Annotated in this window: 17 protein-coding genes and 1 pseudogene; 16 read left to right on the forward strand and 2 right to left on the reverse strand. The window is 47.7% G+C overall.

Annotated elements, in window-relative coordinates:
- Positions 1–14 precede the first annotated feature (14 nt).
- Positions 15–473, reverse strand: coding sequence for an HTH-type transcriptional regulator SlrR (gene slrR, locus V6D41_RS10225; RefSeq protein WP_333518119.1), 459 nt, complete (start codon positions 471–473; stop codon positions 15–17).
- A gap of 244 nt (positions 474–717) precedes the next feature.
- Between slrR and V6D41_RS10230 the strand changes: the two genes are divergently transcribed.
- From V6D41_RS10230 to V6D41_RS10300, 15 genes and pseudogenes are all read left to right on the forward strand, one after another.
- A complete protein-coding gene (locus V6D41_RS10230; protein ID WP_333518120.1) occupies positions 718–1,422 on the forward strand; it encodes a YveK family protein in 705 nt (234 codons plus the stop codon).
- A gap of 5 nt (positions 1,423–1,427) precedes the next feature.
- A complete protein-coding gene (epsB, locus tag V6D41_RS10235) occupies positions 1,428–2,111 on the forward strand; it encodes a protein tyrosine kinase EpsB (protein ID WP_333518121.1) in 684 nt (227 codons plus the stop codon).
- 235 nt (positions 2,112–2,346) lie between these two features.
- Complete coding sequence (locus V6D41_RS10240) at positions 2,347–4,167, forward strand: polysaccharide biosynthesis protein (RefSeq protein ID WP_333518122.1); 1,821 nt, start codon at positions 2,347–2,349, stop codon at positions 4,165–4,167.
- A gap of 11 nt (positions 4,168–4,178) precedes the next feature.
- Positions 4,179–5,324, forward strand: coding sequence for a glycosyltransferase family 4 protein (locus V6D41_RS10245; RefSeq protein WP_333518123.1), 1,146 nt, complete (start codon positions 4,179–4,181; stop codon positions 5,322–5,324).
- Positions 5,321–6,157 carry a glycosyltransferase EpsE gene (epsE, locus tag V6D41_RS10250; protein ID WP_333518124.1) on the forward strand — a complete coding sequence of 279 codons (837 nt, stop codon included), beginning with the start codon at positions 5,321–5,323 and terminating at the stop codon, positions 6,155–6,157. The genes V6D41_RS10245 and epsE overlap by 4 nt, the downstream gene beginning before the upstream one ends.
- Positions 6,150–7,299, forward strand: a pseudogene (locus tag V6D41_RS10255) (glycosyltransferase family 1 protein). Before epsE ends, V6D41_RS10255 begins: the two are co-directional and overlap by 8 nt.
- Positions 7,296–8,399, forward strand: coding sequence for a biofilm exopolysaccharide biosynthesis protein EpsG (epsG, locus tag V6D41_RS10260; RefSeq protein WP_333518126.1), 1,104 nt, complete (start codon positions 7,296–7,298; stop codon positions 8,397–8,399). Before V6D41_RS10255 ends, epsG begins: the two are co-directional and overlap by 4 nt.
- Positions 8,400–8,423: 24 nt before the next feature.
- Entirely contained in the window at positions 8,424–9,458 is a 1,035-nt protein-coding gene (locus V6D41_RS10265; protein ID WP_333518127.1) for a glycosyltransferase family 2 protein, read from the forward strand.
- Between the two features lie 4 nt (positions 9,459–9,462).
- Positions 9,463–10,539 carry a polysaccharide pyruvyl transferase family protein gene (locus V6D41_RS10270; protein ID WP_333518128.1) on the forward strand — a complete coding sequence of 359 codons (1,077 nt, stop codon included), beginning with the start codon at positions 9,463–9,465 and terminating at the stop codon, positions 10,537–10,539.
- Positions 10,536–11,570 (forward strand): glycosyltransferase, encoded by a 1,035-nt coding sequence (locus V6D41_RS10275; protein ID WP_333518129.1) that lies wholly within the window; start codon positions 10,536–10,538, stop codon positions 11,568–11,570. The genes V6D41_RS10270 and V6D41_RS10275 overlap by 4 nt, the downstream gene beginning before the upstream one ends.
- Positions 11,567–13,084: an MATE family efflux transporter gene (locus V6D41_RS10280; RefSeq protein WP_333518130.1), complete on the forward strand. Its 1,518-nt coding sequence runs from the start codon at positions 11,567–11,569 to the stop codon at positions 13,082–13,084. The genes V6D41_RS10275 and V6D41_RS10280 overlap by 4 nt, the downstream gene beginning before the upstream one ends.
- The gene (locus tag V6D41_RS10285) at positions 13,081–13,689 is read left to right on the forward strand and encodes a sugar transferase (protein WP_148962725.1); all 609 of its coding nucleotides are present in this window, start codon (positions 13,081–13,083) and stop codon (positions 13,687–13,689) included. The genes V6D41_RS10280 and V6D41_RS10285 overlap by 4 nt, the downstream gene beginning before the upstream one ends.
- Positions 13,686–14,324: an acetyltransferase gene (locus tag V6D41_RS10290; RefSeq protein WP_148962726.1), complete on the forward strand. Its 639-nt coding sequence runs from the start codon at positions 13,686–13,688 to the stop codon at positions 14,322–14,324. Before V6D41_RS10285 ends, V6D41_RS10290 begins: the two co-directional genes overlap by 4 nt.
- 16 nt (positions 14,325–14,340) lie before the next feature.
- Entirely contained in the window at positions 14,341–15,507 is a 1,167-nt protein-coding gene (locus V6D41_RS10295; protein ID WP_333518131.1) for a DegT/DnrJ/EryC1/StrS family aminotransferase, read from the forward strand.
- The gene (locus V6D41_RS10300) at positions 15,486–16,454 is read left to right on the forward strand and encodes a polysaccharide pyruvyl transferase family protein (protein ID WP_333518132.1); all 969 of its coding nucleotides are present in this window, start codon (positions 15,486–15,488) and stop codon (positions 16,452–16,454) included. Before V6D41_RS10295 ends, V6D41_RS10300 begins: the two co-directional genes overlap by 22 nt.
- A gap of 9 nt (positions 16,455–16,463) precedes the next feature.
- Here V6D41_RS10300 and yvfG read toward each other — a convergent pair whose 3' ends face one another.
- Positions 16,464–16,682 (reverse strand): protein YvfG, encoded by a 219-nt coding sequence (gene yvfG, locus V6D41_RS10305; protein ID WP_105953948.1) that lies wholly within the window; start codon positions 16,680–16,682, stop codon positions 16,464–16,466.
- Between the two features lie 78 nt (positions 16,683–16,760).
- Here yvfG and rpoN point away from each other — a divergent pair, with 78 nt between their 5' ends.
- Positions 16,761–18,071: an RNA polymerase factor sigma-54 gene (gene rpoN, locus V6D41_RS10310; RefSeq protein ID WP_333518133.1), complete on the forward strand. Its 1,311-nt coding sequence runs from the start codon at positions 16,761–16,763 to the stop codon at positions 18,069–18,071.
- The last annotated feature ends 101 nt before the right edge of the window (positions 18,072–18,172 follow it).

Consider the following 18,172-nt stretch of genomic DNA (forward strand, 5'->3'; position numbering starts at 1 on the left):
CCCTTAGCCGATATTCATCTTCCCATCGTTTTGAAAAAGGATTTGACTTCCTGCACGGTCAAGCCGATTTCTCTTGCTTCCTCCATCAGCGTTTTCCATTCCTCTATATTGGATTCCGTCAGTTTACGATTTCTGTAGGAAGCGATTTCAGGCTGTTCTTTCTTTAGTATGTTCGTAAAAGTGAACAGCTCTTCCTTTTCCATTCCGGCTTGTACGGCTTGCACAAGATGCACGCGCCATTCTTCTTCACCGCCGCTGATTTTCTCATACATCATCGTTTCCGCGTCGAACAATTCTGTTAATTCTACCTCCAGTGTAACGGAAATTTTCTTTAAAAATTGAACGGACGGATTCGTATGAACGCCTCTTTCAATCTTGCTTAAATAGGATTTAGATACACCTGATTCAACGGCCAGCTGATTTATAGAATAGCCTTTTCTTTTACGGTATAAACGGATAATTCTTCCAATCATAATTAAAATTCTCCTCTATTCCTGTCGTTATTTCGTTCATTATAAGGAATTATTCGTTCTTTATAAAATTTAAAATAATAAGGGAAGTGCAGTAAATAAGAGGAAAATCATGAATTTGTTCTCTAAAGAGAACTTATTGGCTTATTTTGCAATTTTTAAATAATATCTTTTTCTTTTATAATCCAATCATTAACAGAAAGGGGCGCGGGAAGCCAGCCGCAGGAAGGCCGAAGGCTATGAATACATGAATGAGAATATGAGTTTTAAAGAATTATATGCGATTGTCAGACACAGATTCGTGCTGATTCTGCTCATCACATTCGGCGTCACCCTTATGACAGGTTTTATGCAATTTAAGGTCGTTTCACCGACCTATCAGGCGTCGACGCAAGTGCTGATTCATGAATCAGACGGTGAAAAAAACTCGAATCTCAGTGACATCCAGCGAAATCTTCAGTACAGCAGCACGTTCCAAGCGATTATGAAAAGCACGGCCTTGATGGAAGAAGTCAAGGAGGAATTGCATCTTTCTGAATCGGCTTCCTTGCTGAAAGGAAAAGTGATGACCAGCAGTGAAAATGAATCAGAAATTATCACCGTTGCCGTCCGGGACCACGATCCGGCGGAAGCGGCTGAGATTGCGAACACGTTAGTGAACAAGTTTGAAAAAGAAGTAGATAAAAGATTGAACATACAAGGCGTACATATTTTATCAGAGGCGAAGGCTTCTGAAAGCCCAATGATAAAGCCGGCCCGGCTGCGAAATATGATCATGGCTTTTGGCGCTGCTGTCATGGGCGGCATTACACTGGCATTTTTTCTGCATTTTCTCGATGATACGTGCAAAAGCGCACGGCAGCTCAGCGAGAGAACCGGATTGCCATGCTTAGGCTCCGTCCCTGATGTCAAAAAAGGGCGGAATCGCGGGATAAAACACTTCGGGGAGTGAAGCGAGTGATCTTTAGAAAAAAGAAAGCAAGTCGTGGTTTGGCTCAAATATCCGTTTTACACAATAAATCAATTGTTGCGGAACAATATCGCACCATTCGGACAAACATTGAGTTTTCATCCGTCCAGACCAACTTGCGGTCTATCCTCGTCACCTCCTCTGTGCCTGGAGAAGGTAAATCGTTCAGTGCGGCGAATCTTGCGGCTGTCTTTGCGCAGCAGCAGGAAAAGAAAGTGCTGCTGGTGGATGCCGATTTAAGAAAGCCGACGATCAATCAGACGTTTCAGGTTGGGAATGTAACCGGGCTGACAAATGTGCTGGTCGGTAATGCTTCACTCAGTGAGACGGTGCAAAAGACGCCGATCGATAACTTATATGTTCTGACAAGCGGACCCACCCCGCCGAATCCGGCTGAACTGCTGTCTTCAAAAGCGATGGGAGATTTAATATCTGACATCTATGAACAATACAGCCTCGTCATCTTTGATTCCCCTCCGCTTTTGGCTGTTGCGGATGCTCAGATTTTAGCAAACCAGACAGACGGCAGCGTACTCGTCGTTTTAAGCGGAAAAACGAAAACCGATACCATCCTAAAAGCGAAGGATGCACTGGAACAATCCAACGCGAAGCTGTTAGGCGCTCTTTTAAACAAAAAGAAAATGAAAAAATCGGAACACTATTCCTACTAAATAGATGGTAAAGGTGATGTCTCCTGACCTGTATCAATGGAGGCACTCGGCTCTGCTGTGGGCAGCTGGTGTTGCTGCCTTAGATGCTGGTCGTCACTGGCGGGGCGTGAGGATGGGTTAAATGCCCACTTATTTGATATATACATAGGACGTGTTGTCGGTTTAGCTGCTGCCGATGTTTTGTAGGACGAAAGCCGCCGCAGCTAAACCGATAAAAGAATTAGGGGGGAAAAGGTTGAGTTACCGGAGAAGACTGTCAATGATTATTGCGCTGGACACTTATCTCGTTTTAAATTCAGTTATTGCAGGATATCAATTTTTAAAAGATTCCTATCAATTTTATGACTCCGGAGCATTATTGCTTACCGCTGTCAGCTTGCTCCTCAGCTATCATGTATGTGCTTTCCTGTTCCATCAGTATAAACAGGTGTGGACATACACCGGAATCGGCGAGCTGATCGTCCTGCTTAAGGGCATCACGCTTTCGGCCGCTGTGACCGGCTTCATCCAGTATGCTGTGTATCATACGATGTTCTTCCGTCTGTTAATCGCGTGTTGGGTGCTGCAGCTTTTGTCCATCGGAGGAACCCGTGTTTTGTCGAGAGTGTTAAAAGAAAACATCAGAAAAAACCGCAGCGCCTCGTCCCGCGCGCTGATTATCGGGGCGGGCTCAGGAGGGACTCTGATGGTCAGGCAGCTGCTTTCAAAAGATGATCCTGACATCACGCCTGTTGCTTTTATTGATGATGACCAGACAAAACATAAATTAGAAATGATGGGGCTGCCCGTGATCGGCGGAAAAGAAAGTATCATGCCTGCGGTGCAAAAGCTCAAAATTAACTATATTATTATTGCGATTCCTTCACTCCACACCCATGAGCTTCAGGTTTTATATAAAGAATGTGTGCGGACTGGAGTCAACATCAAAATTATGCCTCACTTTGATGAAATGCTGCTCGGCACACGAACTGCCGGGCAAATCAGAGATGTAAAAGCTGAGGATTTGCTTGGCAGAAAGCCGGTAACCCTCGACACAAGCGAAATTTCGAACCGCATCAAAGGAAAAACAGTTCTCGTCACGGGAGCGGGCGGATCAATCGGCTCGGAAATCTGCCGGCAGATCAGCGCGTTTCAGCCTAAAGAAATCATTCTGCTCGGCCATGGAGAAAACAGCATTCATTCGATTTATACAGAGCTGAACGGGCGATTCGGCAAACACATTGTGTTCCATACGGAAATTGCGGATGTGCAGGATCGCGATAAAATGTTTACCTTGATGAAAAAGTACGAGCCGCACGTGGTCTACCATGCAGCTGCCCATAAACATGTTCCTTTAATGGAGCACAATCCCGAAGAGGCTGTCAAAAACAACATCATCGGAACAAAAAATGTCGCGGAAGCAGCCGATATGTCGGGGACAGAGACGTTTGTGCTGATTTCATCGGACAAAGCGGTGAACCCAGCCAATATAATGGGGGCGACAAAACGATTCGCCGAGATGATTATTATGAATCTTGGAAAAATGAGCAGAACCAAATTTGTCGCTGTCCGCTTCGGCAATGTGCTCGGGAGCCGCGGCAGCGTCATTCCGATTTTTAAAAAGCAGATTGAAAAAGGCGGACCGGTGACGGTCACACACCCGGCGATGACCCGCTATTTCATGACGATTCCCGAGGCCTCAAGGCTTGTCATCCAGGCAGGAGCACTTGCGAAAGGGCGCCAGATTTTCGTTCTCGATATGGGAGAGCCCGTAAAGATTGTGGACCTTGCCAAAAATCTCATTCATCTGTCCGGCTATACGACTGAGCAAATTCCAATCGAATTTACAGGCATTCGTCCCGGTGAAAAAATGTATGAGGAATTGCTGAACCAAAATGAAGTACACGCTGAACAAATCTTTCCGAAAATTCATATCGGCAAAGCGGTTGACGGCGATTGGCCAGTGCTGATGCGCTTTATCGAGGATTTTCATGAGATGCCGGAAGACGATCTGAGAGCGAGGCTGTTTGCGGCGATTGATACATCAGACAAAATGACGGCTGCCAGTGTTCAATAGGGGGAGTGAAGATGACGAAAAAGATCTTGTTTTGTGCGACTGTTGATTATCATTTTAAGGCCTTTCATCTTCCTTACTTTAAATGGTTTAAACGAATGGGCTGGGAGGTTCATGTCGCGGCGAGCGGACAAACCAAACTGCCGTATGTGGACGAGAAATTCTCCATTGCGATTCGCAGGTCACCCTTTCATCCTCAGAATCTGGCCGTTTACAGACAGCTGAAGGAAGTGATTGACACCAATCAATACGACATTGTCCATTGCCATACGCCGGTTGGCGGCGTGCTTGCCAGACTAGCGGCGAGGCAAGCGAGGCGGCATGGGACAAAGGTGCTGTACACCGCGCACGGATTTCACTTCTGCAGCGGAGCGCCGGTCAAAAATTGGCTTCTTTACTATCCGGTTGAGAAATGGCTCTCGGCTTATACAGACTGTCTGATTACGATCAATGAAGAGGATTACATACGGGCGAAAGGACTTCAAAGGCCGGACGGCATGACGCGGAAAATTCACGGCATCGGGGTGAATACAGAGCGGTTTCGGCCTGTCAGCCTGCAAGAGAAGCGAAGCCTCAGAGAAAAACACGGATTCAGCGAAGACGATTTTATATTGGTTTATCCGGCTGAGCTTAATTTCAACAAAAATCAGAAGCTGTTAATTGAAGCCGCGGCCTTGCTGAAAGAAAAAATACCGTCGCTTCGCCTTGTTTTTGCCGGAGAAGGGGCGATGGAACAAACGTATCGAACGTTAGCTGAAAAGCTTGGCGCTTCCGGCAACGTCCGCTTTTACGGCTTTTGCCGGGACATTCACGAGCTGATTCAGCTTGCAGATGTATCTGTCGCATCCAGCATGAGAGAAGGCCTTGGCATGAACGTTCTTGAGGGGATGGCCGCAGAAAAACCGGCGATTGCCACGGATAACCGCGGGCACCGGGAAATCATCCGGGACGGAGAAAATGGTTTTCTGATCAAAATCGGTGATAGTGCCGCGTTTGCCCGCCGGATTGAACAGCTTTATAGTAAACCGGAACTCTGCCGAAATTTGGGGCAGGAAGGCCGAAAAACAGCCTTGCGCTTTTCGGAGGCGCGCACGGTAGAAGAAATGGCAGATATTTATTCCGCGTACATGGATTTGGATACAAAGGAGAAAAGCGTATGAACTCAGGACCGAAAGTTTCTGTCATTATGGGCATTTATAATTGTGAACGCACTTTGGCGGAGAGTATTGAATCCATACTCAGCCAATCTTATAAAAATTGGGAGCTGATTATGTGCGATGATGCGTCAACAGACGGCACGCTCCGCATCGCGAAGCAGTATGCCGCTCATTACAGCGACCGCATCAAGGTGATTCAAAACAAAACAAACAAGCGGCTTGCCGCTTCATTAAATCATTGTCTTTCACATGCCACAGGCGAGTATATTGCCCGCCAGGACGGAGACGATCTTTCGTTTCCGCGCCGTCTGGAAAAGCAGGTCGCATTTTTAGAAAAGCACCGCCACTATCAGGTGGTTGGCACCGGCATGCTTGTATTTGATGAATGTGGCGTAAGAGGCACACGCATCCTGCCTTCTGTTCCGGAGCCGGGCATCATGGCAAAAGGGACCCCGTTTTGCCACGGAACGATTATGATGAGAGCCAGCGCCTACCGCACGCTGAAAGGCTACCGTTCGGTGCGGCGGACGAGACGGATGGAGGATATTGATTTATGGCTTCGCTTTTTTGAAGAGGGCTTCAGGGGCTACAACCTCCAGGAAACCTTGTATAAAGTAAGGGAAGACAGCGATGCTTTCAAACGGCGGTCATTTACGTATTCCATTGACAATGCCATCCTTGTCTATCAGGCATGCAGACGCTTGAAGCTTCCATTATCTGATTACCTATATATCGCAAAACCGTTAATCCGCGCGCTTATGCCTCCAGCCGTGATGAATCGCTACCACAAAAAAAGAGTGATGAATCAAAAGGAAGGGCTTGTCAAACATGAATAGCAGCCAAAAACGCGTGCTCCATGTTCTCAGCGGCATGAACAGGGGCGGCGCGGAGACCATGGTGATGAATTTATATCGGAAAATGGACAGAAGCAAAGTACAATTTGATTTTTTAACGTATCGAAATGATCCGTGCGCTTTTGATGAAGAAATTTTATCTTTAGGCGGGCGGCTTTTTTATGTCCCAAGCATCGGGCAAAGCAATCCCCTTACATTTGTGAGGAATGTAAGACATACGATAACAGAAAACGGGCCGTTCAGCGCGGTTCATGCGCACACGGATTTTCAAACGGGCTTTATCGCCCTTGCGGCAAGGCTAGCCGGAGTGCCGGTCAGGGTATGTCATTCCCATAATACGTCGTGGAAGACCGGCTTCAATTGGAAAGACCGCCTGCAGCTGATGGTGTTCAGGCGGCTGATTTTGGCGAACGCGACAGCACTGTGTGCCTGCGGAGAGGATGCGGGCAGGTTTTTATTCGGACCGTCCAACATGGAGCGTGTTCATCTCCTTCCAAACGGGATTGATCTTGATTTGTTCGCCCCAAATGTGCAGTGGGCTGATGAAGAAAAAACAGCACGCGGCATTGCAGCTGACCGTCTCATCATCGGCCATGTCGCCCGATTTCATGAAGTGAAAAACCACGTGTTTCTGCTGAAGCTTGCCGCACATCTTAAAGAACACGGGGTTCGCTTTCAGCTCGTGCTCGCAGGAGACGGGCCGCTGCGCGAGAAAATGGAAGAGGAGGCGCGGCGGCAGAATCTGCTTTCAGATGTCCTCTTTTTAGGCACTGAAGATAACATTCATGAATTGATGCGCACATTTGATGTGTTTGTCATGCCGTCTCTGTACGAAGGCTTGCCGGTTGTGCTGGTGGAAGCGCAGGCATCGGGACTTCCATGCATCATTTCAGACACAATCACAGAAAAAGTCGATGTCGGTCTAGGACTTGTGACAAGATTGAATCTTTCTGAGCCGATCGGCATCTGGGCTGAAACCATTGCAAGGGCGGCCGCCGCAGGCAGGCCGAAGCGGGAGCTTATCAAAGAAACACTCGCCGAACTTGGCTACGATGCACAGCAAAATGTAGGAGCGCTGCTGAATGTATATAACATTAGCAGCGGAAAAGGACAATAAACGATGATTGTATATGCCGTCAATATGGGAATTGTATATATTTGGTCTTGGTTTGCCAAAATGTGCGGCGGCCGTGATGATTCGCTCGCTACGGGATATAGGCCGAATAAGCTGTTAATCTGGATTCCGCTAGTGTCACTTGTGCTTGTGTCGGGTCTCCGTTACAGAGTCGGCACGGATTTTCAGACGTACACGCTGCTGTATGAATTGGCGGGCGATTATCAAAATGTGTGGCAGATATTCGGTTTCGGCACAGCGAAAATGGCGACGGATCCGGGCTTTACCGCACTCCTTTGGCTGATGAATGTCATCACGGCAGATCCGCAAATCATGTATATAACAGTTGCGGCCGTGACCTACAGTTTGGTTATGAAGACACTCGCTGATTACGGAAGGCCGTTTGAGCTGAGTGTCTTTTTATTTTTAGGAACCTTTCATTATTACGCGTCTTTTAACGGCATCAGGCAATACATGGTGGCAGCCGGTTTGTTTTGGGCGATTCGTTACATCATTAGCGGGAACTGGAAGCGATATTTTCTGATCGTGTTGATCAGCTCGCTCTTTCATTCCTCGGCGCTGATTATGATTCCAGTATACTTTATTGTCAGAAAAAAAGCCTGGTCACCGGCGATATTCGGGCTATCCGCTTTATTTCTCGGCATGACGTTTTTATATCAAAAATTCATTTCTGTGTTTGTTGTTGTGCTTGAAAACAGCTCATACAGCCATTATGAAAAATGGCTTATGACGAACACAAATGGAATGAATGTGATCAAAATCGCTGTCTTGGTTCTGCCGCTGTTTCTCGCCTTTTGCTACAGGGCGCGTCTGCGGAAGCTGTGGCCGCAAATCGACATCGTCGTCAATTTGTGCCTGCTCGGTTTTTTATTCGGGCTTTTGGCCACAAAAGACGTGATCTTTGCCAGATTCAATATTTATTTCGGCCTGTATCAATTGATCCTAGTCCCTTATTTCGTCAGGATATTTGATGAAAAATCGAATGCCCTTATCTATATCGCGATCGTTGTTTGTTATTTTCTTTACAGTTATTTGCTTATGCCGGTTGATTCGTCCGTTCTGCCTTACAGAACGATTTTTTCCCGGTAATTTACGCAAGAGGAGCCGGTCATTATGGAAATACCTGTGGTTAGTCTGCTAGTCGCTGTTTATAACACAGAAACATATATCAAAAAGTGCCTCGAATCGCTGCGGAACCAGACGGTGGACAATATTGAAATCATCATCGTCAATGACGGTTCGGCAGACGCCAGCCCGGATATCGCGGAGGAATACGCCACAAAGGATCGCAGGTTCAGTGTGATTCATCAGGAGAACAAGGGCCTCGGTGCGGTTCGAAATAAAGGCATCGAGGCAGCACGCGGCGAGTTTCTCGCATTTATCGATTCTGATGATTGGATCGAGCCTGATTATTGCGAGCGGATGCTCCAAGCAGCGGGCGATGAAACTGATCTTGTCATTTGCAATTACGCCGCGGAGTTTGAGGACACTGGAAAAACCATGATCTCTGACATTGCCGAAAACTACCGGGATCAGCCGAAGGAGCACTATATTAAGGCATTATTCGAAGGGAAGGTCAGAGGGTTTTCATGGAACAAACTGTACAGAAGAAGCATGGTTAAAGCACATCGGCTGTCGTTTCCGCTCCGAGGCGAGCTGGAGCATGTCGAGGATCAGTTTTTTAGTTTCAGAGCTCATTTTTTCGCCCGCTCTGTATCCTATGTCAAGGCGCCGCTCTATCATTACCGCATTCACCTATCATCCATCGTGCAGCGCTATCAGAAAAAACTGTTTGAATCGGGGCTTGCGCTGTATGAGGCGAATGCAGCGTTTTTACAGGAGAACAACAAACTGGAGGAGTACGGTAAGGAGCTTGATACCTTTATCGTGCTTCACAGCAGCATCTGTATGCTGAATGAATGGAAAACAAGCGGCAGCCGCCGGCTGTTTGACAAGTTTAGAAATGTCGGCGTGATTTGCGGGGATCCCGTATTTCAAGAGAGCCTCTCAAAAACGGGTACCGCGCCTTTTGACGCAAAACGGTCATGCCTGCTTCTGATGGCGAAATACAGAATGATCCCGTTCGTCGCTATGGCGTCGGCCGTGTATCAGCGGGTAATTGAGTACAAAATGAGAAACAGAGGGTGAGGACATGTCGTTACAATCGTTGAAAATCAATCTTGCAGAATGGCTGCTGCTTAAGGTCAAATACCCGTCCCAATATTGGCTGGGTACGGCCGATCAGCCGGTCAAGGCCGCAGCACATCAGAAAAAAATCATACTGACCCTGCTGCCGTCCCATGACAATTTGGGGGATCACGCGATTGCTTATGCCAGCAAGGCATTTCTTGAGCAGGAATACCCCGATTTTAACATCGTCGAGGTTGATATGAAGGACATTTATAAATCAGCAAAAGCGCTGCTCCGCTCGCGCCATCCGGCGGACATGGTCTTTATCATCGGCGGCGGAAACATGGGGGACTTATACCGTTATGAGGAGTGGACGCGCCGCTTCATCATTAAAACATTTCATGACTATCCAGTTGTCCAGCTTCCCGCAACGGCTCATTTTTCCGACACGAAAAAGGGACGCAAAGAGCTGAAACGGGCGCAAAAAATTTATAACGCGCACCCCGGCCTATTGCTGATGGCCAGGGATGAAACAACGTATCAATTTATGAAACAGCATTTTCAAGAAAAAATGATTTTGAAGCAGCCGGATATGGTGCTGTACTTAGACAGAAGCAAGACCCCCGCAGAGCGCGAAGGGGTTTATATGTGTTTGCGCGAGGATCAGGAAAGCGTGCTTCAAGAAGATGAGAGAAACAATGTGAAGGCTGCGCTATTTGAAGAATTCGGCGACATTAAAGCCTTTACGACAACGATCGGGCGCCGGGTCAGCCGCGATTCCCGTGAGCAGGAGCTTGAAGCGCTGTGGTCTAAGCTGCAAAGTGCAGAAGCTGTTGTCACAGACAGGCTTCATGGCATGATTTTTTGCGCGCTGACAGGAACGCCGTGTGTCGTCATCCGCTCCTTTGACCACAAGGTGATGGAAGGCTATCAATGGCTCAAAGACATCCCATACATGAAGCTGATTGAACATCCGGACCCGGAGCGCGTGACAGTCGCAGTAAAAGAGCTGTTAACAAAAGAAACAATCCGTTCCGGCTTTCCGAGAGACGTGTATTTTAAAGGGCTGCGTGACAAAATCAGCGGTGAAGCGCAATGACCCCGCTCGTCAGCATTATTGTCCCAATGTATAACGTTGAACCATTTATAGAAGAGTGCATTGACTCTCTCCTTCGTCAAACGATCTCTAATATTGAAATCATCCTCGTGAATGATGGAACACCGGATCGTTCAGGCGAGATTGCAGAGGATTATGCAAAACGGGATGCGAGAATCCGGGTTGTTCATCAGAAAAACGGCGGGTTGAGTTCAGCGCGTAATACGGGAATAAAGGCCGCCCGGGGGACGTACATCGGCTTTGTGGACGGTGACGATTATGTATCTTCCGCCATGTTCCAAAGGTTGATTGAAGAAGCGGAACAGCACCGGCTCGACATCGCTGGATGCGGTTTTTACAAGCAGTCAGCGGACAGGCGGACTTATGTGCCGCCGCAGCTTGACACAAACCAAGTGCTGACAAAACCTGAAATGGCTGAATGGCTCAAATATGCTCACGAAACGAGATTTATCTGGTATGTATGGCGTTATGTTTATCGCCGTGAGCTTTTGGAGAGAGCCCATCTGATGTTCGATGAAGACATCCGTTTTGCTGAAGACTCTCCCTTCAATTTGTCCGCTTTTTGCGAAGCGGAGCGGGTGAAAATGCTGGATGAAGGCTTGTACATCTATCGTGAAAACCCGAACAGCCTGACAGAAATCCCTTATAAGCCGGCGATGGATGAACATATACAAAAGCAATATCAGGCGAAAATCGCATTCTACAATCATTACGGTATAGCAGGTGCATGCAAAGAAGACTTGAATGTGTACATTTGCAAGCACCAGCTTCCGATGCTTCTGGCAAACGCCTGTGCTTCTCCAAATTCGCCGAAAGACATTAAAAAGCAGATCAAACACATTTTATCCTATGATATGGTGCGGCAGGCTGTCAGACATACACCGTTTCAGCATGAGAAATTACTAAGAGGCGAGCGTTTGGTATTAGGATTGTGCAAATTGCGGCTCATTTTTCTCATCAAGCTGTTTTTCGAGCAGCGGGGAACGATGAAAGGCAGTGCGAAGCAGGCATGAAATTCACGATCAACTTCAGCGCAAATCTCACGGCTTTTCTCTTGTCCGTTTTCTTGTCGGTCTGGATGACGCCTTTTATTGTCAAAACGCTTGGTGTGGAAGCGTTCGGTTTTGTTCATTTGACCCAAAACGTGATTAATTACTTTTCGATCATCACCGTCGCGCTCAGCTCGGTTGTCGTGCGGTTTTTTTCTGTCGCCGCACACCGGGGGGAGCGGGATAAAGCAAATGCGTATATCAGCAATTATTTGGCGGCTTCTGTTCTGATATCATTGCTTCTTTTGCTGCCTCTTGCGGGTTCAGCTTTCTTTATTGACCGGGTCATGAACGTGCCGCAGGCGCTTTTGGCTGATGTGCGCTTGTCGATTTTGATCGGCAGTCTGCTGTTTATTTTAACGTTTCTGATGGCGGGTTTCGGTGCTGCCCCATTTTATGCCAACCGCCTTTACATCACCAGCTCCATTCAGGCGGTGCAAATGCTTGTACGCGTGCTGTCTGTGCTGCTCTTGTTTGTATGTTTAACACCTAAAATCTGGCAGATTCAGCTTGCCGCTTTAGCTGGTGCTGTCATCGCGGCTGTGCTGTCTTTCTATTTCTTTAAAAAGCTGATTCCGTGGTTTACGTTTCGGGTGAAGGATCTTTCATTCCGCATAAGCAAAGAGCTGTTTCAGGCGGGCACATGGAGCTCAGTCAATCAAATCGGCGTCCTGCTTTTTTTGCAGATTGATCTATTAACCGCCAATTTGGTGCTGGGAGCGTCTGAAGCCGGAAAATACGCGGCGATTATCCAGTTTCCGCTGCTGCTGCGCAGCTTGGCTGGAACGGTCGCATCTCTGTTTGCGCCTCTCATGACGTCGTATTATTCAAAAGGCGATATGGACGGATTGGTGAATTACGCCAACAAGGCAGTGAGGCTGAACGGTCTTCTGCTTGCGCTTCCTGCTGCCTTATTGGGCGGGCTGGCGGGGCCTTTTCTGACAATCTGGCTCGGACCGTCCTTTTCGTCTATCGCACCGATTTTATATATTCATGCCGGATACTTGGTGGTCAGTCTCGCCTTTATGCCGCTGTTTTATATCTGGACCGCCTTTAATAAACAAAAAACCCCGGCGATCATTACCCTGCTGTTAGGCGTGTTAAATGTGGTGCTGGCCGTCACACTGAGCGGGCCGGCTCATCTCGGTCTGTACGGCATTACATTGGCCGGAGCGATTTCCCTTATTTTGAAAAACGCCATTTTTACGCCGCTTTACGTATCCCGCATGACCGGCTACAAAAAGCACATGTTTTTTAAAGGCATAATCGGGCCTCTTTCAGCGGCTGTGTTTGCCTGGGCGGTCTGTGAGGCAATCAGGTTCGCTGTGAAGATTGACGGCTGGACATCACTGATTGCGGCGGGAATCACAGTCAGCTGCTGCTACGCCATATTCGCGTTTGCGCTTGTTTGTACGAAAGAGGAAAGACAGTTGGTACTGAAACGATTTCGAAAAACGAAAGGGGCTGTGAATCTTTGATCCTGAAACGACTTTTTGATCTGACGGCCGCCATTTTTTTATTGTGCTGTACAAGTGTCATCATTCTATTCACCATCGCCGTGGTCAGGCTGAAAATAGGATCACCTGTCTTCTTTAAGCAAGTAAGGCCGGGCCTGCACGGCAAGCCGTTTACCCTTTATAAATTCCGGACGATGACGGATCAACGGGACAGTGAAGGAAATCTGCTGCCTGATGAAGTTCGGCTGACGAAAACGGGCAGGCTGATCAGAAAGCTGAGCATCGATGAGCTTCCACAGCTGCTGAATGTCTTAAAAGGCGATCTGAGCCTTGTCGGCCCGCGCCCGCTTTTGATGGACTATCTGCCTCTTTATACAGAAAAGCAGGCCCGGCGCCATGAGGTGAAGCCGGGCATCACAGGCTGGGCGCAAATCAACGGCAGGAACGCGATTTCCTGGGAAAAGAAATTTGAATTAGATGTTTGGTACGTTGACAACCGGTCATTTTTTCTCGATTTGAAAATTTTATGTTTGACGGTGCGAAAAGTGCTTGTTTCAGAAGGGGTTCAGCAAACCAATCATGTGACCGCTGAACGGTTTACAGGAAGAGGAGATGTGTCCTCATGAGAAACGTTGCCATTGTGGGTGACGGCGGGCACGGAAAGGTGATCAGAGAGCTGATAAACGCCCGGTCAGATACGCGCTTAGCCGCGGTGCTGGATGATAAATTCCCAACATTTGAAGCCGGAAAAGAGTGGTACACAGGCCCGCCGGAAGCCATTACTGACGTGCGCAGGCTGGTTCCCGACGTGATGTTTCTGATCGCCATTGGAAACAACAGCGTCAGAAAACACCTGGCGGAGCGGCTGGGACTGAAAAAAGAAGATTTTATTACATTGATTCACCCGTCAGCCATCGTCAGCAAGTCCGCTGTCATCGGGGAAGGGACGGTCATTATGGCGGGCGCGATCATTCAGGCGGATGCGCGGATCGGCGCCCACTGCATCATCAATACGGGCGCAGTGGCAGAGCACGACAATCAACTCAGCGATTATGTTCATCTTTCCCCGCGTGTCACGCTGTCAGGAGCGGTTGCCGTTCAGGAAGGCGCTCACATCGGAACCGGCGCAAATGTCATACCGCAGCTCACAATCGGATCTTGGAGCATTGTCGGCGCCGGCTCGGCGGTGATCCGTTCCGTACCGGACAGGGTAACGGCGGCCGGTGCCCCGGCGCGCATTATTTCTCCCATTCAAACATAAAACAAAGGATGATTATATGCATAAAAGAATCTATTTATCTCCCCCTCACATGAGCGGCAGAGAGCAGCACTATATTTCAGAAGCCTTTCGCTCAAATTGGATTGCGCCGCTTGGGCCTCTCGTGAATTCATTTGAAGAGCAATTGGCTGGACGTGTCGGCGTAAAAGGGGCAGCGGCGGTCAGCTCAGGAACAGCGGCGATTCATCTGGCGCTGCGTTTGCTTGAGATAAAAGAAGGGGACAGCGTGTTTTGCCAGTCCTTCACATTTGTGGCGACCGCCAATCCGATTTTATATGAAAAAGCGGTGCCCGTCTTTATTGATTCTGAGCCTGATACGTGGAACATGTCGCCGCAAGCCCTAGAAAGAGCGCTGGAGGAAGCGAAAAGAAACAGAAAGCTGCCAAAAGCGGTCATTGCCGTCAATCTATATGGGCAAAGCGCGAAAATGGATGAAATCGTAAGCCTGTGTGAGGCATATGGAGTTCCTGTCATTGAGGACGCAGCCGAATCTCTCGGCACAGTCTATAAAGGGAAGCAGAGCGGGACATTTGGGCGCTTCGGCATTTTTTCGTTTAACGGGAACAAAATCATCACGACATCAGGTGGCGGGATGCTCGTTTCAGATGATGAAGCAGCTATTGAAAAAGCAAAATTTCTCGCTTCACAGGCACGTGAGCCGGCTGTTCATTATCAGCACAGCGAAATCGGGCACAATTACAGGCTGAGCAATATCTTGGCCGGCGTGGGCATTGCCCAGCTTGAGGTGCTGGATGAACGGGTGAAGAAAAGAAGGGCCATTTTCACGAGATACAAGAATGCACTCGGTCACATAAACGGAGTCCGCTTTATGCCAGAACATGCAGCAGGTGTATCCAATCGCTGGCTCACCACACTTACACTTGATAACGGGCTGAGCCCATATGACGCGGTTCAGCGTCTTGCGGAAGAGAACATTGAAGCGCGCCCGCTGTGGAAGCCGCTCCATACCCAGCCGCTGTTTGAGCCGTCTTTATTTTATGCTCATGAAGATACAGGAAGCATATGCGAAGATCTTTTCAAGCGGGGAATCTGTCTCCCATCAGGGTCAAATCTGACGGAAGAAGAGCAAGACCGGGTTATTGATGTACTCGTACACTTATTCCAAACTGGCGAGGTGAAGAAATGGACAGCAAGCATTCGATGATCAGCCTGAAACAGAAACTGTCCGGGCTGCTCGACGTCATTCCGAAACAATCCGAGATCATCTATGCCGATTATCCTCTATACGGAAATGTAGGGGATTTATTTATTATGAAGGGAACAGAAGCCTTCTTTAAAGAACATGGGATTCAGGTCAGAAAACGCTGGAATCCCGACAACTTTCCAGTCGGTCGAAAGCTGGATCCGAATCTCATCATCGTCTGCCAGGGAGGCGGCAACTTCGGGGATTTGTATCCGTATTATCAAGGCTTTAGAGAGAAAATCGTCCAAACCTATCCGAATCATAAAATCGTGATCCTGCCGCAATCGATTTATTTTCAAAACGAAGACAATCTTAAACGGACGGCGGAGATATTTTCTGCACATGCGAATCTCCATATCATCACAAGGGAAAAAGCATCCTATGCTACGGCGCAGGCTTATTTTACAAGCAATCACATTAAGCTTCTGCCTGATATGGCTCATCAGTTGTTTCCTGTCGTTCCCACGCAGCAGCCGTTCAATCAAAAGCTGAGATTTATCAGAACAGATCACGAAGCGAATAAGGAGCTTCAGGGACACGCAAAAGCGGAAAGCTACGACTGGCGTACGGTGCTGTCAGCTTCAGACCGCCGGACAATCGCTTTTCTGCAAACGCTGAACGTCCTGAATAAAAAAGCGGGCAATCTTCTGCCCATCGCGTATATATGGGAAAAATACTCGGATTATATCGTCAAAAAAGCGATTCGATTTTTCAGCCGTTACGAATCGGTGGAAACGTCAAGGCTGCACGGCCACATCTTGTCATCTCTTCTTCAAAAAGAAAACACGGTTATTGATAATTCCTACGGGAAAAACGCCAATTACTATCACACCTGGATGGAAGAAGTACCGAACACCCGACTCATCCAGAACGCCTCAAAGAAGGAAAACCTTCCTGCTCACATGTGAGCGGAAGGTTTATTTTGATTCTCCCCGTTTGACTTTATTGTACGCTTCATCTAAATGCTGAATCCGTTTCAAGACAACCGCGTTTTTCGTCAGCTGGTCCTGAACAAGCGTTGAGACGACGGAACGGTAGTAGCTGTTCATCGCATGGATTTTATCCTCAGACGGATTCATTTCAATATGCTGTTTTAAATTCTCAATAAAATAAGGGACGGAAAAAAGTTCAGACATTCTTTTGGCAGCTCCTTTTTCATAAATGTATACGGTGTGATCTCAATCATGTACAATGAAGAAAGGGGAGTGAGCAAGATGGATATGAAACTTCAGCAAGTACAAGTATTAAAGCCTCAACTGACACAGGAGCTCAGGCAGGCCATCACGCTGCTTGGCTATCATTCGGCAGAACTCGCCGAATACATTGATGAGCTCTCACTGGAAAACCCTCTTATTGAACGAAAGGAAACAGACACACCGCCACTATCTTACCATAAAACAAATAAAAACAGGATGAATCCACAGGAAGCCGGCCTTCAATTAAGTGATCCGCAAAAAACATTGCAGGATGTGTTAAAACAGCAGTCACTCGATATGAATCTGACAAACTCCGAAAAAAAGATTTTCAATTATCTGATTCATTCGCTTGATTCGAACGGGTACTTGGAAGAAGAGGTGGAGGAGGCAGCCCGGCGCCTATCTGTTTCGGCCAAGGAAGCGGAAGCTGTTTTGGCAAAACTCCAGTCGTTAGAGCCAGCTGGAATCGGCGCAAGATCTCTGCAGGAATGTATCCTTCTTCAATTACAGCGGCTGCCGGACAGAAATGAGCAAGCGGAAATGCTTGTTTCAGCTCATTTTGATGCTTTTGCGCAAAAAAACTGGAAAGCGCTTTCAAAAGAGACTGGGATTCCGCTTCATACCATTCAAGATATCTCTGATGACATCGCGGCTCTTCATCCGAGACCAGGCCTTCTGTTTGCCCGGCCAGAGCAAGATATGTATATCGAGCCTGACATTTTTATCTCTGTGAAAAGCGGGCACATCGCAGCGGAGCTGAATACCCGCTCGTTTCCGGAAATAGAACTGCATTCGCAGTACAGACCGCTTTTATCGTCGGGCTCCTGTCAGGATACCGCCTCTTATTTATCTGCGAAATATCAGGAATGGCGCTGGCTGAGCCGCGCGCTGCGACAGCGAAAACAGACGATCACAAGAATTGTCAATGAGCTGATCACACGGCAAAGGGAGTTCTTTCTGAAAGGGAGAAGCGCAATGAAGCCGCTGACTCTCAGAGAGATAGCCGACTGCCTAAGCCTCCATGAATCAACTGTAAGCCGGGCAATCAAAGGAAAAACGCTACAAACGCCGTACGGACTATTTGAGATGAAACTCTTTTTCTCAGCAAAGGCCGAGGCTTCAGGAGATGGAGATGCGTCTAACTATGCAGTTAAAACACATCTTGAAGATCTGATCAATCAAGAGGACAAAACAAAACCGTTCTCAGATCAAAAGATTGCCGATTTGCTATATGAACAGCACGGCATTCAAATCTCCAGACGCACCGTGGCAAAGTACCGCGATCAAATGAGCATTCCGTCATCGGCAGCGAGAAAACGGTATAAATAAAATCCTCCAGAAAAGGGAGGATTTTTATTGCGTAATTGCGGTGCTACATTCACAAATTGTAAAGCAAGCTTTACGTTATAATGAATTTATTGTACAATTAA

Source organism: Bacillus sp. 0102A, from assembly GCF_036765155.1.
Taxonomy (GTDB): Bacteria; Bacillota; Bacilli; order Bacillales; family Bacillaceae; genus Bacillus; species Bacillus subtilis_G.